The organism is Leptolyngbya sp. ST-U4, assembly GCF_039962215.1.
Taxonomy (GTDB): Bacteria; Cyanobacteriota; Cyanobacteriia; order Elainellales; family Elainellaceae; genus Leptolyngbya_A.
Map to the genome: position 1 here is coordinate 101,658 of NZ_JAMPKZ010000014.1, position 22,374 is coordinate 124,031.

18 protein-coding genes are annotated in these 22,374 nt (G+C 50.9%); 11 read left to right on the forward strand and 7 right to left on the reverse strand.

Annotation, left to right across the window (positions count from 1 at the left end; all coding sequences use genetic code 11):
- Positions 1–6: 6 nt before the first annotated feature.
- Entirely contained in the window at positions 7–870 is an 864-nt protein-coding gene (locus tag NDA02_RS19015) for a hypothetical protein (protein ID WP_190789806.1), read from the reverse strand.
- Between the two features lie 517 nt (positions 871–1,387).
- On the opposite strand from NDA02_RS19015, the gene NDA02_RS19020 reads away from it, so the two are divergent.
- From NDA02_RS19020 to NDA02_RS19030, 3 genes are all read left to right on the forward strand, one after another.
- Positions 1,388–2,425 carry a LysR family transcriptional regulator gene (locus NDA02_RS19020; RefSeq protein ID WP_190789805.1) on the forward strand — a complete coding sequence of 346 codons (1,038 nt, stop codon included), beginning with the start codon at positions 1,388–1,390 and terminating at the stop codon, positions 2,423–2,425.
- A gap of 86 nt (positions 2,426–2,511) precedes the next feature.
- Positions 2,512–4,062: a serine/threonine-protein kinase gene (locus tag NDA02_RS19025; RefSeq protein ID WP_190789804.1), complete on the forward strand. Its 1,551-nt coding sequence runs from the start codon at positions 2,512–2,514 to the stop codon at positions 4,060–4,062.
- A gap of 58 nt (positions 4,063–4,120) precedes the next feature.
- On the forward strand, positions 4,121–5,536 hold the full coding sequence (locus tag NDA02_RS19030) for an ABC transporter substrate-binding protein (protein ID WP_190789803.1): 1,416 nt from the start codon (positions 4,121–4,123) through the stop codon (positions 5,534–5,536).
- Between the two features lie 81 nt (positions 5,537–5,617).
- Here NDA02_RS19030 and gyrA read toward each other — a convergent pair whose 3' ends face one another.
- Entirely contained in the window at positions 5,618–8,176 is a 2,559-nt protein-coding gene (gyrA, locus tag NDA02_RS19035) for a DNA topoisomerase (ATP-hydrolyzing) subunit A (RefSeq protein WP_190789802.1), read from the reverse strand.
- A 916-nt stretch (positions 8,177–9,092) separates the two neighbouring features.
- On the opposite strand from gyrA, the gene NDA02_RS19040 reads away from it, so the two are divergent.
- The 3 genes from NDA02_RS19040 to tpiA all read left to right on the forward strand — a co-directional run bounded on the left by NDA02_RS19040 (position 9,093) and on the right by tpiA (position 11,731).
- On the forward strand, positions 9,093–9,677 hold the full coding sequence (locus NDA02_RS19040) for a TIGR00730 family Rossman fold protein (protein ID WP_190789801.1): 585 nt from the start codon (positions 9,093–9,095) through the stop codon (positions 9,675–9,677).
- Between the two features lie 35 nt (positions 9,678–9,712).
- A complete protein-coding gene (locus tag NDA02_RS19045) occupies positions 9,713–10,663 on the forward strand; it encodes a histone deacetylase (protein ID WP_190789800.1) in 951 nt (316 codons plus the stop codon).
- Between the two features lie 339 nt (positions 10,664–11,002).
- Complete coding sequence (tpiA, locus tag NDA02_RS19050; RefSeq protein WP_190789799.1) at positions 11,003–11,731, forward strand: triose-phosphate isomerase; 729 nt, start codon at positions 11,003–11,005, stop codon at positions 11,729–11,731.
- A gap of 27 nt (positions 11,732–11,758) precedes the next feature.
- On the opposite strand, the gene NDA02_RS19055 is transcribed toward tpiA, so the two are convergent.
- On the reverse strand, positions 11,759–12,211 hold the full coding sequence (locus NDA02_RS19055; protein WP_190789798.1) for a hemerythrin domain-containing protein: 453 nt from the start codon (positions 12,209–12,211) through the stop codon (positions 11,759–11,761).
- Positions 12,212–12,670: 459 nt separating this feature from the next.
- Between NDA02_RS19055 and msrA the strand changes: the two genes are divergently transcribed.
- A complete protein-coding gene (gene msrA, locus NDA02_RS19060) occupies positions 12,671–13,330 on the forward strand; it encodes a peptide-methionine (S)-S-oxide reductase MsrA (protein WP_190789797.1) in 660 nt (219 codons plus the stop codon).
- A gap of 129 nt (positions 13,331–13,459) precedes the next feature.
- On the opposite strand, the gene NDA02_RS19065 is transcribed toward msrA, so the two are convergent.
- Positions 13,460–14,758 (reverse strand): hypothetical protein, encoded by a 1,299-nt coding sequence (locus NDA02_RS19065; RefSeq protein ID WP_190789796.1) that lies wholly within the window; start codon positions 14,756–14,758, stop codon positions 13,460–13,462.
- Positions 14,759–15,064: 306 nt separating this feature from the next.
- On the opposite strand from NDA02_RS19065, the gene NDA02_RS19070 reads away from it, so the two are divergent.
- Positions 15,065–15,973, forward strand: a complete 909-nt coding sequence (locus NDA02_RS19070; RefSeq protein WP_190789795.1) for a tetratricopeptide repeat protein — start codon at positions 15,065–15,067, stop codon at positions 15,971–15,973.
- 440 nt (positions 15,974–16,413) lie between these two features.
- Here NDA02_RS19070 and rpoD read toward each other — a convergent pair whose 3' ends face one another.
- Entirely contained in the window at positions 16,414–17,559 is a 1,146-nt protein-coding gene (gene rpoD / locus NDA02_RS19075; RefSeq protein ID WP_190789794.1) for an RNA polymerase sigma factor RpoD, read from the reverse strand.
- Between the two features lie 707 nt (positions 17,560–18,266).
- Here rpoD and NDA02_RS19080 point away from each other — a divergent pair.
- Entirely contained in the window at positions 18,267–18,527 is a 261-nt protein-coding gene (locus tag NDA02_RS19080) for a TIGR02450 family Trp-rich protein (protein WP_190789793.1), read from the forward strand.
- A 207-nt stretch (positions 18,528–18,734) separates the two neighbouring features.
- The gene (locus NDA02_RS19085) at positions 18,735–20,516 is read left to right on the forward strand and encodes a SpoIID/LytB domain-containing protein (protein ID WP_347277809.1); all 1,782 of its coding nucleotides are present in this window, start codon (positions 18,735–18,737) and stop codon (positions 20,514–20,516) included.
- 158 nt (positions 20,517–20,674) lie between these two features.
- On the opposite strand, the gene NDA02_RS19090 is transcribed toward NDA02_RS19085, so the two are convergent.
- Positions 20,675–20,974, reverse strand: coding sequence for a ferredoxin (locus NDA02_RS19090; protein ID WP_190789792.1), 300 nt, complete (start codon positions 20,972–20,974; stop codon positions 20,675–20,677).
- Positions 20,975–21,505: 531 nt separating this feature from the next.
- Between NDA02_RS19090 and NDA02_RS19095 the strand changes: the two genes are divergently transcribed.
- Positions 21,506–21,676, forward strand: a complete 171-nt coding sequence (locus tag NDA02_RS19095) for a hypothetical protein (protein ID WP_190789791.1) — start codon at positions 21,506–21,508, stop codon at positions 21,674–21,676.
- Positions 21,677–21,694: 18 nt separating this feature from the next.
- Here NDA02_RS19095 and NDA02_RS19100 read toward each other — a convergent pair whose 3' ends face one another.
- Complete coding sequence (locus tag NDA02_RS19100) at positions 21,695–21,934, reverse strand: thermonuclease family protein (protein WP_190789790.1); 240 nt, start codon at positions 21,932–21,934, stop codon at positions 21,695–21,697.
- Positions 21,935–22,374: the final 440 nt, after the last annotated feature.

Genomic DNA, 22,374 nt, shown 5'->3' on the forward strand with positions numbered 1-22,374 from the left:
TGCTTTTTAGGCTGGCTTATCTCGCAGGAGGAACTGTTGTTGAGCATTGAGTGCCTGCTGCCGTACTGTTTTAGGAAAGTCGCGCATCACCTTTGCACATCGCTGAATGAACGCTTCGACCCAATCCTGAATCCACTGCTGCTGTTCAGGCGTTAGCACTGCATTGTCTAACGTAGAAGCAGAAAAAGTGATTTGGGCAGAGCGTTCGACCTGAAACTGCTGGAGCCAGGGAGTATCGGGGCGAGTTGCTTTCCAGTAGTTTGTCACAACTGTTCCACCCAGGTATTGAATCGTAAATTGGCTCAGCTGATTCATGGCTGCGATCGTTTCTCTAACCGTAATGCCGAGGTCAGGTTGGGAGCTGGATCCTGATGCAGGAGCAGGAGGAGCCGTAAAGGGAGAAGCGAGCGACGAAGAACTAGACAGCCAGACCTCTGGGGGTACGGTTGGAACCGCTTCAAACTTCGCTTGCTGCCAGTAGTCTTGCTTTGAGAGCGTTGTGCTGCCTGCTAATAAGCGGAAGGTCGCGATCGAATTGACAATGTCTTGTTGCAGTTCCTGCTTGAGCTGTTCAATGGCTTCTGCATAGGAGGAATAGACAAGGCCACGGGTAGTAAGAACAAGCAGAATAATGCCGTGCTCGAGTTTGTAAAGGTAAACTTGCTGCCCGCTAAACTGGAACTCAAAAAATTTGAAACCGGGCGGAGTCGTATTAACCACCTGCTGGATCCCGCGTACCAGGGCTTCTTTTTGCTGAAAATTGAGCCTTTGATCTATGCCACAAAAGTAGGGACGCGATCGTCCATCCATCAGGGCAACTCCAGCAACCCCCGGTAAATTGAGAAAGTTTTGGACAACCTCCCGCCTCATAAAGCCTGAAATCAACTTTTGCTAAACCGTTGCTAAAGCGTGAACGAAGTCGACTAACTGAGAAATGACAGGGACAGCCCCTTGCTCACTGCCTTAGGCAGAATTGCAAACGCTGACTTCCTCAGTCTTTTCAATCTCGACTCATTTGGGCTCATTTGATCGATGCTACCCCTGAGTATGCCAGTATAGGGGCATGACGATCGCGATGTATCTTCAGGAGATGCTTTCAGCAGCCCTCCTTAATTTAAAGAGGACGATAGCTTAAAGCTGCTTCTGCAATACTATGATTCCCAATCTTGCTCATCCAAATACGTTGGCTCCTCGTTTTGTTCTATTGGCGTTAATTTCTTCGATCGATCAAATTATCCTGCGGTTTCTAGCGATCGAGAACTGCTTCTCAGATGTCCGGTTTCCATTTAGACTTTGGATGAGTCATCGAATTGCTGTCTTTCCTTTTGTTTTGACCCCTTGATCTTGCTTCGTCTCCAGGCTTTTCTTCTCTTTAGATTTAGCAGCCATGTCTGATCTTCCTTTCACTTTGGATCAGTTACGCATTCTTAAAGCCATTGCCGCCGAGGGTAGCTTTAAGCGTGCAGCCGATAGTCTGTACGTTTCTCAGCCTGCCGTTAGCCTTCAGGTGCAAAACCTGGAACGGCAATTAGATGTTCCTTTGTTTGACCGGGGGGGACGACGGGCACAGCTTACCGAAGCGGGGCATTTGCTCCTGAACTACGGCGATCGAATCTTGAGTTTGTGTCAGGAAACTTGTCGGGCGATCGAAGACCTGCAAAACCTTCAGGGCGGAACGTTGATTGTCGGTGCGAGTCAAACCACCGGAACCTATCTGCTGCCGCGAATGCTGGGGCTATTTCGGCAAAAGTACCCCGATGTTGCGGTTCAGCTTCACGTTCACTCGACTCGGCGAACTGCCTGGAGCGTAGCAAATGGACAGATCGATTTGGCAATTATCGGCGGTGAAATTCCACCCGAGCTGCAAGACTCGCTCGAAGTGATTCCCTACGCTGAAGATGAGATGGCACTGATTCTGCCAATGTTCCACTCGCTAGCGCAGGCAGACAAGATCGAGAAAGATGATTTGTACAAGCTGCAATTTATCGCCCTTGATTCTCAGTCTACGATTCGGAAAGTCATTGATCAGGTGTTGACTCGCTGCGGCATTGAAACTCGGCGGCTCAAGATCGAGATGGAGCTGAACACGATCGAAGCGATTAAGAATGCGGTTCAATCGGGTTTGGGGGCAGCGTTTGTGTCAATTTCAGCGATCGAAAAAGAGCTTCAGCTTGGCGTGCTGCATCGTGCCGCGATCGAGGGAGTGGTGGTGAACCGAACGCTCTCTGTGATTACCAATCCCAACCGCTATCGCTCAAAAGCTGCTGAAGCCTTTACCAAAGAAATTCTGCCGCAGTTTTCGACCTACGAGTCGCCGCTCCAAGTCCTGGAAAAATCGAGGGAGAAAGTTATGGCAGACCATTTGAATGTGAATGCGCTGGCACTGGAGGCAACGCTGGGTAAAGTGATTCAACTCGATGATTGATCCAGTTCGATCACTCAGCAGGCTGACGCAAAGGATTGATTCAAGCAGTTGATTCTCAGGCAGTTATGGCGCAGAATTGAGGACTTATGGAAGTGTACTGCACCCGCCCAAGTTGTCCTCGTCCGCTCAATCACTTTGCCGACCTCGATACTCCGGCAACGCTGAGAACGATTCCTCAAAAATACTGCACGGCTTGCGGTCTGGAGCTTTTACTCGCAGGTCGCTACTTTCCTGTGAAAGTGCTGGGGCAGGGCGGTTTTGGCACAGCGTATCTGGCACGCGATCGCTATACTCCGGCGATGCGGTTTTGCGTCGTCAAGCAGTTTCAACCTTCAAACCACCTCACTGCTCAGCAGCTTCAGCTTGCTCAAAACCTGTTTGAACGAGAAGGTCAGGTGCTAGAAGAACTGGGAACTAATCCGCAGATTCCTGATTTGCTGGCTTTCTTTGCGCTACCCGTAACGCGCCGCTTCCCCGATGATCCTGATCAGTTTTTTTATCTGGTTCAGGAGTTTATCGACGGGCAGAATTTGGAACAAGAACTCGAACAGCAGGGACGCTTTTCGGAAGCAAAAATTCTGGAACTGCTTCAAAGCTTGCTGCCCGTGCTGCAATTCGTTCACGATCGCGGCTCGATTCATCGCGATATTAAGCCTTCCAACGTGATGCGCCGCAAAGACGGAACTCTATTTCTGTTAGACTTTGGCGCAGTCAAGCAGGCAACCTCTGCAACGCCAGGGCAGGCACAGCCCTCCTCGACGGGTATCTACTCAATGGGCTTTGCTCCGCCGGAACAGATGAAGGGGAATCAGGTTTATCCGGCAACCGATTTGTATGCCCTTGCTGTCACTTGTCTAATGCTGCTAACCAGAGAACAGCCCCAGGATCTCTACGATACCTACCGGGACGAGTGGAACTGGCGATCGTATGTGACGGTGAGCGATCGGCTGGCGACCGTGCTCGATCGGCTGCTGCTGCCCACTCCAAGCCAACGCTTTCAATCTGCCAGTGAAGTGTTGGCTGCCCTACACCCTTCGAGTTCGCCTGGGTCTGTTCCTGCGGTCACTCCAACGGCTGCGCCTGTTCGCCCGGCTCCGGGTCAAGTTGCTAAATCAGGTTCGATCGGCACGGCAATTCAAACGCCGCCTGCGGCAAGCCCAGTCCCAGTTTCTACTCCGGCTCCTGCACCAACGCCCACCCCCAAGCCTGCGCCCAAGTCCAAACCGACTCGCAAACCCTTTTCTACGCTGGAATATCTTTACAATGCGGCTTTTACAGGATTTGAAGGGGGATTGGTGACGATCGCGCTGGCAAGCTTGCTAGGAACGATTGCTTTTACGCCGACTTTCTGGTTAATTTTGATGGCGATCGGGGCGGGATTGGTGATAGCTCAGGCATTGCGCTGGATCGAGCGAATTGATTTATTGCTGATTGCGGGCGGGTCGATTGCCGCCATTTTCTTTCTGCCGTTTCTGCGCGATGTTTTGCCGCGTGCGCCGTTTTTACGCACTCTGCTGGCAACGACAGGAAGCCCTCTGCAAACCATTCTGATTGCTGCCGGAGTGACTGCCCTGACGGTAGTTTTTGTAGCGATCGTGTTTCGGTTGGTTTACAAACTGGTTGCCAGATTACTCTAAACCGCTAAAAAGTGGCTAATCTGAGATTAAATTTGCATCGCCGCTTTGTGTCGCCACTATGTCCCAGAAGAATGAAACGCCTGCCCTGATTGTTGCCTTGCTGCTGACGGCTCTGCTGCTTGGGGGCGGGGGATGGTTGCTGTTTAATCGGTTTTTTCAGTCGGGAGTTCCCGGTGTCGCTTCGTCAGATGGTCAGTCGGGAAATTCTTCAGAAGTAACTCCCGATCGCTTTAGCGATGGAACACAGCTTCTCGACCCCAGCAACGCCTCGCCGGAAAAGCAGGCAGGAATTGCCGCGATCGGTGCAGGGAATTTTGAACAGGCAGTTCAGGATTTGACGACGAGCCTGCAAGTGAACCGTAACGACCCGGAAGCGTTGATTTACCTCAATAATGCCCAGATCGGTCAGCAGAAATCCTATACGATCGCCGTTGCAGTCCCAATGGCAACTTCCCTCAGTACCGCTCAGGAAATTCTGCGGGGTGTAGCGCAGTCGCAAGCAGAGGTGAATCGGGCAGGGGGAATCAATGGGGTTCCGCTCAAGGTGAAAATTGCCAGCGATGATAGTAGTCCTGCCCTGGCTCCGGCGGTGGCTCGATCGCTAATCGAGGATGGCTCAGTTCTGGGGGTTGTCGGTCACTTTAGCAGCGGAGCTTCCCTGGCAGCAGGAGAAGTGTATCAGCAGGGTGGACTGGTAATGATCTCGCCCACCAGCACAGCGGTGCAGCTCTCGAATTTGGGTGACTTTGTGTTTCGGACGGTGCCCAGCGATCGGTTTTCGGCAACAACGCTGTCTCGCTATATGCTCACCAATTTGCAACGTCGGAATGCAGCCATCTTTTTCGACTCTAGCAGTCAGTACAGCCTTTCATTAAAAGAAGAGTTTACGACAGCGGTGGCAAATGATGGCGGGCAGGTGGTCGCTGACTTTGATCTGAACAATCCTGGCTTTAGTGCGTCTAATGCGATCGAGCAGGCAAGGCGACAGGGCGCAGAAGTTTTGGTCTTGCTATCGAGCAGCAGCGTCTTAAATTTGGCACTGCAGGTCGTCACCGTGAATCAGCGGAAGTTGCCTTTGCTCGCAGGCGATGATCTTTATGATCCAAAAACGCTGGAGGTTGGTGGTGCGGCAGCAGAGGGAATGGTTGTCGCAGTGCCGTGGATTCTGCTTGCCGATCCGAATTCTGCGTTTGCCCAACAGTCCAGACAGTTTTGGGGGGGTGATGTCAACTGGCGAACCGCGATGGCTTACGATGCGGCGCAAGTTCTGATCACAGGTTTGAAACAGAACCCAACGCGACAGGGCATTCAGCAGACCCTCACGGCTCCGAACTTTTCGCTGTTAGGTGCAACAGGAACCGTTCGCTTTTTGTCTTCGGGCGATCGCAGTCAGCCAATGCAGTTAGTGACGGTAAAACCTGGCACGCGATCGGGCTATGAGTTTGATTTTGTGCCCGTCACGCCATCGTTGTGAAACTGCATAGAGCCAAAAAAGGTGGACAAGTTGCCCACCTACAGGAGTTATTTGGTTACAGCAAACGCTAGTCCGCAAACCTTATTCCGCCAGGTCTACCAGCTCCTCTTCGCCATTAGAAGGAGGAACCAGCGCGACTGCAACGATCGCATCATCCTCATCGAGTCGCTGAACCCGAACTCCAGTTGCAGCACGAGACTGACAGGAAATTGCCTTCACCGCCTGACGGATAATGATTCCTCGGCTGCTGACCAGCACAATCTCGTCGCTATCGTTTACAACCTGGAGGGCTGCTAATCGATCGCCGGATTTACGGAACTTAATCGCTCGCAAACCCATGCCTGCCCGATTTTGTAGGCGGAACTGAGTGACCGGAACCCGCTTGCCCAGCCCACCTGTCGTGATCACCAGTGCCCACGGACCTTGCTGCGACGTTTCTGCATCCAGCACTTCTTCAGACTCGTTTTCAGGTGCATCGGCTTCAGCCACCTGAGCCACCACCTGAGACGGCAGAATGTCCATGCTGATCAACTCATCGCCCGCTCGCAGCGACATTGCCCGCACCCCACGTGTTGCCCGACCCAGAGGACGAAGCTGCTCATTGGTTGCCCGGAAATGAATTGCCATTCCCTGCCGCGTCCCGATCATGATGCTGTCTTCGACCCGCACCCGACGTACCCAGCGCAACTGATCGCCTTCTTCCAGCGAAATGGCAATCAGTCCGTTTGCCCGAATATTACTGAAGGCAGAAAGCTGCGTCTTCTTGATAAAGCCCTTCTGGGTCAGCATTACCAGATACTCATCGTTTGCAAACTCCACCACAGGCACGATCGACGTAATTTTTTCCTGGTGGGAGATAGGCAGCATTTGCACAATCGGTACGCCGCGAGCGTTACGCGAACTCACCGGAATTTGATATGCCTTCACGCTGTAAACCGTGCCGCGATCGCTGAAGAACAGCACACTATCGTGGTCGCAGCAGGTGAGAAAGTGCTCAACGCCGTCGTCTTCCTTCATGCGCGTACCCGACTTGCCGCGGGTGGCTCGGCTCTGCGCCTCGAAGTTGCTCATCGGCATCCGCTTAATGTAGCCCTGCTCAGTCAGCAGAATAATCGACTGCTCATTCGCAATCAGATCGATGTCACCCAGTTCGCCGTCTATCGTTTCAATAACGGTACGACGCGGGTTTGCATGAGCCGATCGTAAATCCGATAGCTCGGTTTCGATCATTTGCAGAATTCGCTCTCGTCGCTCCAGGATGTCTTGCAGATCGGCAATCTTGCGCTGGAGGTCTTCGTGTTCCTGCTGAATCTTTTCTGATTCGAGGGCGGTGAGACGACGGAGCTGCATTTGCAGAATCGCATCTGCCTGCGTTTCCGAAAGCTGATAGGTCTGGATGAGTTCCTGCTTTGCCGATACGGTATCGGCGGCGTGGCGAATCAGGCTGATAATCGCGTCCAGATTTGCCAGCGCGATCAGGTAGCCTTGCAGAACGTGATCCCGCTCTTGGGCTTTGCGGAGTTCGTAGCGTGTCCGGCGGGTGATTGTTTCAATTCGGAAGTCGAGGAAGACTTGCAGGCATTCCTTCAAACCGAGGATTTGTGGTTCGCCGTTGACCAACGCCAGCATATTCACGCCGAAGTTTGCCTGAAGGGGCGTTTGCTTGTAGAGATTGTTCAGCACCACGCGTGGATAAGCGTCCCGTCGCAGCTCAATCACAATCCGCATTCCGTCCCGATCGCTTTCATCGCGAATATCAACAATGCCTTCTAATCTGCGCTCGTTTACCATTTCGGCAATGCGCTCGATCATGGCAGCCTTGTTGGTCTGGTAAGGCAGCTCGGTGATGATAATGGCTTCGCGATCGGGTCTGCCGCGCTGTTCGATCGTTTCGATCGCTGCCACACCCCGCATCGTAATCGAGCCGCGTCCGGTGGTGTAAGCCTCCCGAATCCCGCTGGTTCCCAGGATTTGTCCGCCCGTGGGGAAGTCGGGACCGGGAATGTACTGCATGAGCTCCAGATTGGTGATGTCTGGATTTTGAATCAGTGCCACCACGCCGTTCAGCAGTTCACCCAGGTTGTGCGGCGGAATGTTGGTTGCCATGCCTACGGCAATTCCCGAAGACCCGTTCAGCAGAAGCTGCGGCACACGGGCAGGCATAACTAGCGGTTCTTGCTGTGAGCCGTCGAAATTGTCGCCAAAGTCAACCGTTTCGGACTCGATATCCTGCAGCAGGGCAGCCATCGTCAGGGCTTGCAGGCGACACTCGGTGTATCGCATTGCAGCCGGAGGATCATTGTCGATCGACCCGAAGTTGCCATGTCCGTTGATCAGGGGGGCGCGCATCGAAAAATCCTGCGCCATCCGCACCAGGGCATCGTAGACCGCTGTATCGCCGTGGGGGTGATATTTACCCAACACTTCCCCCACCACACGGGCGCATTTTCGGAAGGGGCGATCGTGCGTTAAGCCCAATTCGTGCATCGCATAAAGAATCCGGCGGTGAACTGGCTTGAGTCCATCCCGCGCATCTGGCAATGCCCGACCCACGATCACGCTCATGGCGTATTCCAGATACGATCGGGACATTTCGTTCCGCAGATCGGTGGGAACGATTCGCTCCTGGGGAATACTCATACCGTGAAAAAGCTCCAGATCTGTGAACGTTTAGCAGGCGAACTGTTGTCTCTGCTGGCAAAACTCAGGCATGGGAAGAGCTTGGCGAAGCACTTCTTTCAAAGAACGTTGTCGCCAGGAACTTACTGCCCAAAATTCTCTAAAACCTGCTTGCAGAATCGCTCTACAGGCAAGTAACCGACCCTCATACCGCTTAATCAGCGCGCTGCTAAATATCGTTCGCTAACTATGAAATTTTAGCATATTTGCCTATCCGCTGAGGTCTGAGCGGTTTGCTGCGATGCCGTTTTCAGTCGTCCCCACTCAAGGCAATCTAAAATGCAATCTAAACAGCTTGTCTGAACCGACTCGAGTGAGCAGGCAACGAAATCAAGCCCAGGTTGGAGCAATCAGCAGCCATGCGATCGCAACTGCCAGCGCAAGCGTCATCAGATCACCTAGAAAAGCAGTAGATTGGACGCGGGGAATCGGAGTATTCATGAAGCGACCTCCAATTTTTCCAACCGTATCTTGTTCTACACTCCTTTATTGTCCATCTAAATCCGATCTAGATTCGATCGAAGATTGAATTTTGCAATGAACTGTATCGAGAACTGAAAAGGCAAGGATGAATTCTAGAGTAACTGCTTGCTGATAAGGGACTTTGAAGTCTGTGATTTTATGGAATTTTGGCAACTGGCTCTTCGACTCTTAGAAAATGTTTGAGAAGAAGATGTTTGAGAAGTGATAATTTTTAGCCAAGCTGCCCCCTGACCCTCATTTTGAAGGGAACCGAGCCTGCTTTAGGATATTCAAAGCCTTCCAGTATTGGGGCTGTAGAGGACGATGTAGAAGGCTTGCTGCTTCTCAAACAAGCTCTTAGAGCTAATTGACAGGCTATCCTGATTGCAATTTGTTAAACAATGAAATTAGCAAGATGAGATATATTTGCGTGTTTTGTGGCTCTAGTTCGGGTGCTAATCCGATCTATCGAGAAGCGGCTGAAGCAATGGGTCAGGCGATCGCGCAGCGCGGCTATGGTTTGGTGTATGGCGGCGGCAAAGTCGGTTTGATGGGCAAGGTGGCAGATACTGTGATGGCAGCAGGCGGCGAGGCGATCGGTGTTATTCCCGCATTTCTAGAGGCCAAGGAAATTGCTCACCCCAATTTGACTCAGCTTCATGTTGTGAACTCGATGCACGAACGCAAAGCGCTGATGGCAAATCTCGCTGATAGCTTTGTGGCAATGCCCGGCGGCTATGGCACTCTGGAAGAGTTTTGTGAAGTTCTCACGTGGTCGCAGTTGGGGCTGCACCAGAAGCCAATGGGATTGCTCAACGTGGCAGGCTATTACGATGCGCTGCTGACTCTGTTCGATCGCGCCGTTACCGATCGCTTTTTGCAGCCAGAACTGAGGGCAATCGTGCTGGAAGCTGATCAACCCAATACGCTACTCGATCGAATGGCAACTTATCAGCCCACCAAAGTCGAAAAGTGGATTCGAGAAGAGAATGAAACATAGGGAATCTAATTATGCCCTCCATCCCCTCATCTCCTATGATCTCTATCCTCTACAGCGACAAATTTCTCGATCACGACACAGGCTCCTTTCATCCCGAAAACGCCGGACGCCTAAAGGCGATTGTCTCTGCCCTCAAACAGGCTCCCTGGCACGATCAGCTTGATTGGCGCACCCCTACTGCGATCGACTCGCATCCCGCCGATCACCTTGAAGGAGAAACTGCTTCGCATCGACTAACAAAGGCACTGCACGCAATCCATCCCCCTCAGTATGTGGAAGCTGTCCGGCAACTTGCCCACTCCGGCGGCGGCAGGCTCGATCAGGACACGGTTGTTTCGCCGCACAGCTACGAGGTAGCCCTACTTGCCATTAATGCCTGGTTGGATGGGGTCGATCGCGTTTTGCAAACGGGTAGCCCTACTTTTGTGATTGCGCGTCCACCCGGTCATCATGCGCTGGCAAAGCGTGGCATGGGATTCTGTTTGTTTGCAAATGCGGCAATTGCAGCACACTACGCCCTGACTCAGCCAGGAATCGATCGTGTCGGCATTCTCGATTGGGATGTCCATCATGGAAATGGCACACAGGCACTCGTCGAAACGAATCCCCAAATCGCCTTTTGCTCACTTCACGAGTCGCCCCAATATCCGGGTACTGGCAATTCTGACGAACGCGGACAACATAACAACGTGCTGAACTTTCCCATGCAGGCAGGTAGTACCCTAGCAGACTACCAGCCTATCTTCGAGCAGCAGATTGTTCCCTTTTTCCAGGCATTCCAACCCGACCTGCTGATCGTCAGTGCCGGATACGATGCTAACCAAGCTGACCCCCTCGCCAACCTGTCCCTGAAGCCTTCGGACTACGGCATTTTCACCCGCTACTGTCAGCAGATCTGCGATCGGCTTTTGTTTGGTTTGGAAGGCGGCTATGACTACAGTGCCCTATCGCAGTCAGTCGTGGCGACGATCGGGGAGTTGGTTTAGGGGAAGTAGAGAATGGGTGAGTGGGTGTGGAATGGAGGAGTTTAAAGTAAGTTCTGGGGAAGAAGCGAGTGTTGGACTTGTGAATCTGTGAAGTTTGGAAGCTTACTGAGTCGCTTTCAACCAACAGGGCTAAAAGATATCGAATCAGTGCAGCAAATATCTCAGCCAATATCTCAGCCAATATCAATGATTCCTCCTCAACCCTTTCCTTCCCCTTTCATTCCTCTACCTCCCCACCTCCCCACCTTCCCACTCCCCCACCTTCCCACTCCCCCACCCGTCCCCCAAAGCCGTACACTAAAGGATGCTCTTTTTGTGTTCATAACCTGGGATTAAAACGTGCGTAAGGTCATCATTGCGGGTAACTGGAAGATGTATAAAACCCAGGCGGAGTCCCTGGAGTTTTTGAAGGCATTTTTAGATACGATCGCCGAGACACCGGACGATCGCGAGATTGTGCTGTGTGTGCCGTTTACTGATCTGAGCGTGATGTCCAAAAGCCTGCATGGTACGCGAGTTCAGTTGGGGGCGCAGAACGTTCACTGGGAAGTTGCAGGGGCATTTACAGGCGAAATTGCTGCCCCGATGCTGCTAGAACTGGGTGTGCGATACGTGATTATCGGTCATAGTGAACGCAGACAGTATTTTGGCGAAACGGATGAGACAGTAAATCTGCGGCTCAAGGCGGCACAGCAGCACGGTTTGATTCCAATTCTTTGCGTGGGCGAAACCAAACAGCAGCGGGATGCGGGCGAAACGGAAGCGGTGATTTCTGGGCAGCTTGAGAAAGATCTCGAGGGTATTGACCGAGAGCAACTGGTCATTGCCTATGAGCCGATTTGGGCGATCGGGACAGGCGCTACCTGTGAGTCGATCGAAGCCGATCGCATTATTAGTTTGATTCGGAAGCAGGTACAAAATTCTGACCTGTCAATTCTATACGGCGGTTCGGTTAAGCCCGGAAATATCGATGAAATTATGGCACAACCAGAAATCGATGGAGCATTAGTCGGGGGAGCTAGCCTGTCTTCAGCAGATTTTTCTCGACTGGTGAACTATCAAGAATAAACACACAGAAATAAACACAACTCACGTTTACGGATTTAAATCCTTTATTCGAGCCTCTATTTTAGGGGCTGTTTTTATTTGAATACTTTTAAATTCTTGCGCGAGTTGGCGCAGTTCTTGCTCATCCATGCAGGTTCGTACGGCAGCGAAAATTTCGTTTTCTTCCTCTTCGATATGTCCCATGATTAATTCTTTGAGTTCATCTAATCTTGCTTGAAAGGTTGGGTCGACGGGTGAAAGTTGTCTCATTTGCTCAAGCAAAACCATCGTGGTGCTGTGTTCTTCTTCTACGGTTTCTAAATAAACAGCAGTCTGCTCATATTCCCGCATTGATGGGTAGAAAACGAGCGTTTCACCGTAATGGTGCAGAAATAGAATACGATAAAGTTCTCTAAATCTTCGTTCTGCTTCGACTGCATGATTTGCCGCTTCCAGTGCATCAATTCGCTGCTCGATTGATCGATGCTCTGCCGCAAGCATCACCAGAATGTCTTGCTGAACTGAGGACTTAGTCGAGAATTTGGCCATACTGATTTTATCGATCGTTATTCCGAAACAGAGCGATAAGCGGTACAAATTAAACCTGTATCGCCTGAAGGACTTGCTTGAGAAAAATTAATTAGCTGACTGGCTTCTGAAATCGAACTTTTCGATTTGAAATATGAAGCAAAATAAGCAAGTAATTTTGCCTTATAAGCTAACGATCCCGGTTAAAAAATAGCCTCTAACTAAAAGTTGATCTCAATCCCGAGTTGGGGAGAACTTTGTAGGTTATCCTCCCCGCAGCGATTCGGATTGTACGACTGCTCAATCAATTCGATCGTCTGATGCGTAGATTATGATGAACCTAGGTAAAGATGCGCTTCCGCAATTCGCTCATCCCCATTGCTCATTAAATTCGGTTTAATTTCTTGATCTAACTTGGAGAGTTCAGGCAGTATGGTGCTTTTTGGATTTGGCAAAAAACAGAACCTTCCCTCCCCTGAGGAAGCCCTACCGGGACGCAGCACCCCAATTCCTGTTCCCGATCGCCACTTTGTCAACGGCAACCCTTTACAGCCTCCTTTTCCCGCAGGCATGGAAATTGCGCTGTTTGGTCTGGGCTGCTTCTGGGGTGCGGAGCGGAAATTCTGGCAGCAGCCTGGTGTGTTTTCGACTGCAGTGGGTTATGCCGCAGGCGCGACGCCAAACCCGACCTATCACGAAGTCTGCACTGGCATGACCGGGCACAATGAAGTAGTGCAGGTCGTTTACAATCCGGCAGAAGTCAGCTACGAAACCCTACTTAAGATCTTTTGGGAAAGCCACGACCCAACGCAGGGAATGCGTCAGGGCAATGATAGGGGCACTCAGTATCGCTCTGGCATCTACGCTTGCTCGCCGGAGCAGCGACAGCTAGCTGAGGCTTCGCGAGATGCTTATCAAAAGGCACTGCGCGAGTCCGGGTATGGCGAGATTACGACTGAGATCCTAGATGCACCGCCTTTCTATTACGCTGAAGACTATCATCAGCAATATCTCGCTAAAAATCCAGGCGGCTATTGCGGTTTAGGCGGTACCAAGGTTTGTTTCCCACCGCAAGTTGAAGCTGGAAACTAAAACGATCGCAGGTGACGAGATCGCCTGAATCAGCATTCATTCAATAAGCATTAAAAAGGGGTAACCTGCACCTTTCCGCAGAATACCCCTTCTTTTGTCTCAAGTTTGAGTCTCAAATCCGCTCATTGCCTACTCTTGCGAAGTCGGGGGCGCACCTTCAGGCGGACGACGTTTGATCGGTTTGGTCACTTCAGAGCGTGGCTGAGGGGAAGGGGTCGGACGATCGCCGCTCTTAAATTGCGGTCTAGGTGCGCCGCCTTCTCGACTACCCGCATTCCACTTGCGCGGAGGACCACTCGGACGACGACCACCGCCGGGACCGCTAGGACCGCCTGAACCACCAGGACCACCAGGACGACGGAAGCGACCCTGCGGCTTTCTGCTGCCGTCCTTGCGCTTCTGAGGCGGAACCAGCCCAATCATCGTGCCCTGCTGCACAATCAGGTCGTTTTCCTGTCGCTGCACCTGCAAATCCCAGAAATAGCCAATCGCTTTTCCTTCCAGCGTTCCTTTCAAGGCAACTTTAAAGGCTTTGTCCTGAGTATCGCCCGGACGAGACATCCGCCGGATTTTAACCATCAGCCGCTCTTCTTCTGGAGCCTGGTAGATAATTTCGCCGCGAATCGAGAAGAATTTATCGTCTAGCTCCGAAGCAGGAACCATTTCGAGCAGTGAGTCTGAACCAGAGCTGCTAGAGCTTGTTTCTTCGGCAGTTTCCTCGGTGCTTTCCTCGGTTCCTTCTGCGCTCTCTTCTTCTCCCGCTTCCATCTCTAATCGATTCAGCTTTTCAGGCTCCCACACGCCGACAATTTGAACGTGCAGATCGTTCATTTTTTCGCGGGTGCGCGGATACACCACCCACAGGTGAGGCTGCTCCAGGTCAAGGTGCTTTTTAACCAGGCTCATCACGCGCCCTAGCAAAACCGCATCGATCGCCACGCCATCATCGGTCTGGATCAATCCACGGGTAAACTGTTCTTCTGACGGAACATAGGTGCCGCGCACTAAGCCGATCGCCCGATACTGCATCGGCTCGCTAGCGGGGGGAATCGGCTGAAGACGGTTAGACAGCAAATTGTCCAATGAAACATCGGCGGTACTCTCAGCTTCAGCCTCAGAACTTTCAGAAGCCGTTAACTCAGCTTCAGGCTGATCTGCCTTGGGCTGCTCTTTCAATTCAGAGGTAGCAGGCGCAGAGGAAGGCTGGGGAGTCGAGAGGGCTACTTCTCGCGCAACCGGACGCTTTGGCGGCGTGGGGGGGCGAAGCGGTTCTTCTTGAGGGGCGATCGGTTGAGAAGGCTGATCCATAGCGGGTTCTACAATAGGGTCGGCTGAAGGAGGTTCGGACGGTGAATGGGTATCCACCGATGACTCGGATGCTGAGGTAGACTTGGGCGACTGAGGATTTTTATTCTGGGCGGGACTCATGAGACCTCCTTGACAGCGGCAGGTAATCCGCTTACCGTTATGCACTACAGCAAATTTCTAGTCCTGAAGACCAGATTTCAATGCGGAATTAAACACTAGGTTAACACTCAGGTTTGATCTCCTTCGTGAAATGACTGAGACATTATTCTGAATCATTTCCTGTGGTAATTCGCCCTTTTCCTCTATACAGCTTCCTCTAGCTTAGATCAGGCTGTTCGGCGGCAAATTACCCCAAAGGAAGGTGACAGTTAGTGATCAGTTAATTGGGACTATGTTAGTAATGACAGTCGAGTTTGGGAATAGCGTGTGGCTGAAAAGAAAAATCGTCGCTGGTTAGCTCTGGTCGTTGTTTCGCTTGCAACGCTTGCTTTTGTTGCTGTACCGATCGTGGCTTCAGTATCGGGCGTGCTGAATCTGCAAAAACAAACGGCTTCCGCGCCTTCTCCCTCTCCGTCTGCCAGTCCAGGCTCAAGCGAAGAATTGATAGCCCAGGCACGAGGTTATGAAGCAGTGCTTCAGCGGGAACCCGACAATCAGACCGCTCTGCGCGGATTAGTCGATGTCAAGATCAAGCAGGGCGACATTCAGGGCATTATTGCGCCGCTCGAAAAATTGGCAGCGTTAAACCCTGATCAGCCCGACTATACCGTTCTATTAGCGCAGGCAAAACAGCGCACGGGCGATCGAGAAGGCGCAGCCCAGGCATACCGCAACATTCTGGCAACCCGTCCCGGCGATCTCAATGCCTTGAAAGGCTTGACCGATCTGCTACTTCAGCAGAACCGACCCGAAGCAGCGATCGGACTGTTAGAAGACACGCTGAAGACGGCAGACGAAGCAAACCAGGCAAAACCAGGCACGGTCGATACAGCTTCGGTGCAGCTTTTGTTGGGTGAAGTCTATGCAATTCAGGGACGATACGACGAGGCAGTTGCCATCTACGATCGAATTATTGCCAGCAATGCTCAGGATTTTCGCCCAGTGCTGGGTAAAGCGATCATTCTCAAAACCCAGGGCAAAACCGAGGAAGCTAAACCTCTGTTCACCTCAGCAGCCACTCTGGCTCCGGCTGAATTTAAAGATCAGATCAATCAGCTAGCGGCGGCTCCCAGCCCGACTGCCTCTCCTCAAGCTAGCCCCCCCGGAACTGCTCCTGCTAGCCCTGCCCCTGAAGCCAGTCCCACTCCCGCAGCATCACCTTCTCCCGCTCAATAAACCAGGAAACAAACTCCAAAAAACTGCAAGACAAGAAGGGGCTTTTGCCCCTTTTTTGATCGATTCTCTTGTAGCCTTTAATGTGGTTTAACGCGGTTCACTAGTGGGATTGAAGCAGAAAAACCTGAGGCTTATGCTCAAACCATGGATATCTTCAGGATTTCAGGCTAACGATTCTGACTGTCCCTTATTGCAGATTAAGGATAGCTGTCGCGATTGAGAAATAGTGCAGCGGCATAGGAATAATGCGGAGGCATGATACAAAAGAAGCCTACTCTGCAATCGAGAATAGGCTTCTGCTATTTCTAAATTATGCTAGAAACATCCCAGAGCATTCGCTCATAAAGCGTAGGATGGTTTAGCCAAGTGTAACCAATGCAGTTTCAAGAACTAATTCTTGCTGAACGGTTTGATTAGCAAACCCTAAGCTTTGAGAAATTCTAGCGGATGTACTCCTTTAGAACGCTGTTGCGGTTCGGGTGACGCAGCTTTCGCAGAGCCTTGGCTTCGATCTGGCGAATCCGCTCACGGGTAACGTTGAAGATCTGTCCAATTTCTTCCAGCGTCTTCATCCGTCCATCGTCTAAACCGTAGCGCAGCCGCAACACATCCCGCTCCCTTGCACTAAGAGTTCCCAGCACGTTTTCCAGGTCTTCCCGCAGCAGATTCTTGGAAACCTGATCCTCCGGGGTTTCACCATCGGATTCAATGAAGTCACCCAGGCGCGAATCCTCTTCTTTGCCGATCGGCGTTTCCAGAGAAATCGGAAGCTGAGCTGATTTGGCAATAAACCGCAGCTTCTCGATCGTCATCTCCATACGGGTCGCGATTTCTTCCTCGGTCGGCTTCCGCCCCATTTCCTGAGACAGTAGCTTGGTCGTCTTCTTGATCCGCGAGATGGTTTCGTAAAGGTGAACGGGCAGACGGATCGTGCGAGACTGATCTGCAATGGCGCGAGTGATCGCCTGCCGAATCCACCAGGTGGCGTAGGTTGAGAACTTGTAGCCTTTCTCGTGGTCAAACTTCTCAGCAGCGCGAATCAGACCCAGACTGCCCTCTTGAATCAAGTCCTGGAACGACAGACCCCGGTTCATGTATTTCTTGGCGATCGACACCACCAGTCGCAGGTTAGACTGCACCATTTTCTCTTTGGCGCGTCGTCCTTCATGCAGCCGTCTACGGAACTTAGGAAGAGGTTGATTAACCTCATTCGCCCATGCTTCCGGGTTGCGTTCTAGCTCTTGCGGAGTCCGATCGAGCTTTTCACACAGACGATCGCGAATGCGTTCTAGCTCCAGTAGGTCAGCGATTTTGCGTGCCAGTTCGATCTCTTCGTCTGCCCGCAGTAGCCGGATGCGACCGATTTCTTGCAGGTAAAGCCGAATTGAGTCTTCTGTATACAGTTTTTTCTTGGCTTGCGCCCGACGACGGGTTGCGCCCTTTGGGGTTTTGCCGTCTTCCTCCTCATCAGGCTGAGTGTCGAACAAGTCCTCTTCGTCGTCTCGATCCTCTCCTTCAATCAAGAGTTCGTCCAGGTCACTCTCGGCGGGGTCAATGGTTTCGAGTACGTCGTTAGCCTGGGTCATGCCGCGCTCCTCATGCTCCTTAGTGTCAATAACGTTGAAGGTCAATTAAGACCAGGAAATAGTACGACTGATTCTGAATCACTGATCAGCTGCTAGCGAATCTGTCCGGATATAGCCTACCCATTGGATTCAATATTCGCAGCAAACTCGCTTTCTCCGCTAACCGCCCACAGTTTCAGGTAGAAGCACTGCGAGTAGAAGCACCAAAACAAGTCTGCACTCCTCAACTTTAGCCAAGACTTCTCCGATTGTAACTTTTCTCACAAAAATTGCATCCTTTTTAATCTCATTCGTTGTGGGAATGTGATAAGGGCATTAGAAAAGCGCAATCAATAATAAAGCCTCTCGACGAGTAGAGTTTTCTTAACTTGCGTTAGCAGGGCAGTGCCTTGTTGGCATCCTAGCTGTAATCCTAAATTACTTACGGTGAATTGTGTACAAGCTCAGCCAACTTGCTGAACTCAGCGAGACTTTGTAATGAATTAGCATAACCGAACAATTGCGGAGTTGGGGGATTAGTAATCGGAGATCTCAATGGTTTAGGGGAAGTAAAGCTAGATTCAGTAAGCATTGTAAGATTTGTCGCAAAATGTGAAATAGACAAAGCTTCAGTTTAGACAGATTTTTCTTTCATAATTTCTGTGTTGAATTGTTTCTTGAAAGATTACTCTCTAGGCTTCAATTTTCGTTTCTATAAATCGCAGCACATGCCAAAAAAGCAAAAGTTTCCTTATCTGGTCGGTTCTAAGTGGACAGCGCAGCAAAAAACCTGGGGCTGGCGGCATTTTCAAGTTCTGAATCGAAAAAATGAAGGGCGTTGGGTTTTTGCAGAAATGGTGGCTGCTTGTGATCCAGCAGTTCGCTTTTGGCTGAATGCCCAGCAGCTTAAAGACCGCTCTCTTTGGCAGGCGGGGTGGCAATCGTTGCAGGAACAGGGCGATGGATCTTCGTCTTTACAGGAATTTTAAATAGCAAATCTTTTAGGGTATTTATCGCGAAAAGATTGAGGATAGTAAACAAGCTAGTCACACTAGAGTTGGCTCGCTAAAATGCAGAACAGGCAAGAAGTTATTTTTTCCCAAGAATTAAGATTGCCCTAAGTGCAGGGGTTAATCGCTGAGTTCAGAGCTGCATCAAACCGTTTTTCGCTGTCATTCGCTATGAGGATCTGTCCTGTGACTTCCCTACAACGGAATGCCCCAGTTCGTTGGCTTTTGTGTCACCTGCTGAAACTACGTCCCAATTCCTGGATAAAAACGCTGCTGATATCAGCTTGTCTTCTGGCTGGTATGGGGCAGTTTGGGCACGTCCAACCTGCTCCGCTCAACCCCTTGCTAGATGTGGGTGTAGTGCAGCGGTTTGGCTCAAATGCAACGGATGAAATCACATTAAAGCCCCTGTCGGGCGATCGACTGACGCTCAAGCTTAAAGATGGACAGCAAGATCGAGTACTAGCTACAAGCGGCGAAGTCAAGGTTAATGTCGTGATGCAGCCGCTCCCACAGCCCGAAGTCGTTGAACGCATTGTGCTCAGTACTCACCGCAGCTTTGAAAGTGCGGAGGATAGTGCAAATCGCTGGAAGTCTGAAGGGATTGCGGTCGAAATTGGTCAGCCGAGGCAGTGGCAGGTCTGGGCAGATCGAGAGACCTATCGAACACCGCTTTTGAGACGACTCCTGCTGCAAAACCTGCAAGCCCAGGGAGCAAGAACAGCCTTTATTGATACGCAGGTAAAGCCACAAATTCCAAAGGCGGCTCTGACGGTGGACGGCTACCGCTATCAGCAAGACCAGGTCGAGATTGACACAGCAAACGATCGCATTCAGGTCACGTTTAATCGCAGCGATCACGGAACGCGCCTCTATGCCGGGACACTGCGGCTTCAGACCAATGCTTACGGCACCTATACCCTGGTCAATCAAGTTCCGATCGAAACCTACTTGCGCGGAGTGGTACCCCATGAAATTGGGGTTGGTGCACCACAAACCACGATCGAAGCGCAAGCAATCCTGGCACGAACCTACGCTTTACGAAATCTGCGCCGTTTTGCGATCGATAATTATCAGCTTTGTGCTGATACCCAGTGTCAGGTTTACTGGGGATTGTCAGGAGCGGTTCCAGAAACCGATCGCGCCATTGCTGCCACACGTGGCTTGGTTTTGACCTACAACAATGAACTGGTGGATGCACTCTATTCCTCGACTACAGGTGGCGTGACGGCTCCGTTTAGCGATGTTTGGGCAGGCAGCAATCGCCCTTATTTACGAGCGGTGGTAGATTCAGTGCAAAATATCTGGAATCTGTCTCAGCGCAGTCTGGCAGACGAAAGCAACTTCAGAGCCTTTATTGCTCAAAGACGCGGCTTCAACGAAGAAGGCTGGGATATGTTTCGCTGGCGTGTCGAAAGTCCAATCGGCGAAATCACAAATGATTTGCGGCAGGTGCTCGCGACGAAAAAGCATCCCTTCGTCAACTTTACTCAGATCCGAGAGCTGAGCGTTGTAGAACGATCGCCTGCCGGACGGGTACAGAAAATGGCAGTTACCACGGATTTGGGCGTTATTGAACTCGAAAAAGACGAAATCATTCGTGCGCTGTCTGCTCCTAACAGCACCCTGTTTTACCTTGATCCAATCTATGAAACGGCTGAGGGACAAAAAATTTCCCAACCCGTTCAGAAGCCTGCCACAAAGACTGCAAATCAAAAAACAGCCCAAACTAAACAGGCTGCCTCTCCTCCGGGAGTTTTGAAGGGCTATGTCTTTGTGGGCGGTGGATTAGGGCATGGCGTGGGAATGAGTCAGACCGGAGCCTATCGTCTCGGTGATCTGGGATGGGCGCATGAGCAGATTCTCAGCTTCTATTACCCGGAAACGCAATTGCAGCCTCTCACTCCGGCGATCGTGCTATGGCGAGATCCGTCCACCTTAACCCCGTCCCAAGAGACTGCGCAGTAGTGCAGCTTAAACTCGCAGTTACTCATCAAATGAACAGCAGATGAATAGCAAAACAGGGGCGCATCTGCGCTCCTGTCTGTAGATTAAACTGAGCCTGACAAATGCCTTGCACTCAGCAAATAATCTGAAAATCTGCTTGAATTCTGACGAACCAAGACTTAGTACAGTTCTTCTTCCTGGTGAGTCATGATTGTGCAGTCAGAGGTGGGGTAAGCCACACAGGTCAGGACGAAACCCGCTTCGATCTGATCGTCATCCAAGAAGGATTGGTCAGACTGATCAACAGTGCCTGCGGTAATCTTGCCAGCACAAGTGGAGCAAGCACCCGCACGGCAGGAGTAGGGCAGGTCTATACCTTGCTCTTCCGCAGCATCCAGAATGTACTGATCATCGGGAACTTCGATGGTGGTGTTTAGCCCTTCAGTCTCGTTGATCAACGTGACTTTGTAACTTGGCATGTCGTAATCCTCTCAATGTTCAAACGGCAGAAACAATGTAGCCAAAATAGCCTACCTAAAGCATTGCACCGAAAGCTCGAACAGCGACGCATCTTATTCTAAGCGTTGCTTCAGGCAAACTCTATTTCTGATACTACGGGAAAACCATATCGCTGTAACCTGAGAATAACTGTTGGGCTGAATGGGATTCGTAATGAAAATACCGTTACCAATCCTGAATTACTTATATATGTGTCACGTACCAGAAGATATGGGATGATCACAAGCCCGATCGCCTGCCAATGCTGAAATAGACAGATAACGAAAACAATATATAGAAGAACATTAAAGATTAGATTCAGTAATGTTTTGAGTGAGGGTGTAACTCACAGTTGACCGGGAATTATTTGAGTTAAAGTTAGCGTTTCGTCTCCTTAGAGATTCAGCACAAATTTAGCAAGCGTTTAACCACTAATCGAGAAGTTTCAGCGAATGGTCAATCTTAATGCCGCAATGCAAGATAAAATCCCAAATCTGCAATTGCTGAATTAGGTGAAGATGCTCACAAATGCGCCGATCGCATCTGGGGATTGGTTTGCTGCCAAAAGCCAATTTGCTGCCGTCGTGCCTGCTGCTCTGCCTGAGGTACTGGCTCTGGGTACTCGGACAGCGATCGAAATAGGGCGGATAAATGACCGTCATTCCTTCTTTTACAAGCTGTAAATTAACCGACTGGCTCCCCTAGTAAACTTCAGCCACCGTTTTGCCGTAGCGATCAATATCAACCACGCGAAGCTGAACTTTCTCACCCGACGGCAAAATGTCCTTTAGCCGTTGAGTCGCAGCGTCTCCTCCGGTTTGATCCTGCTCTGGGGCATCTACATAAGCCAGGCGAATCGTTGCTGTTTGGCTTCCTGTCCGAACGCGTAGCGTATCTCCATAGACTCGCCATCCCACTACAGAGTCGCAGCGACTTGACATGGCACAGAGCCCTCTACTTGGAACAGGTTTCCTGAAACAATTTACCTGGGGTAGCGCGTCAAATCAGCAATGTAACAAAAGGTCGTCAGATCCGAAGGGTTTCCTTTTGTTCTCGTTGGGGATGGCGCTGTCTGTGATCCCCGTTCTGCGGGACGATCGCTTGGCAAAATCTTCATATCCCAAAAATTTTTATTTAGAAGAGGTAGAAGTTTGTCACGCTGATGTAATATTTCTTTACAGTTAGGGTATGCTATTTGGGTAGGTAGAAATTACTGTTTGCTTCCTACAAATCTCGAACTGCTACGAACCTCGACTGACTTAGCAACAGCCCGGTCTGTTAAGCGCAATTCCTGGGAGCGGTGTAAGGTCACAGCCTTTTAGTCCCTTGATCCCTACGATTGACGGGTTAACTGGTTCAGCCAATCGCGCTTTGCTCGCAC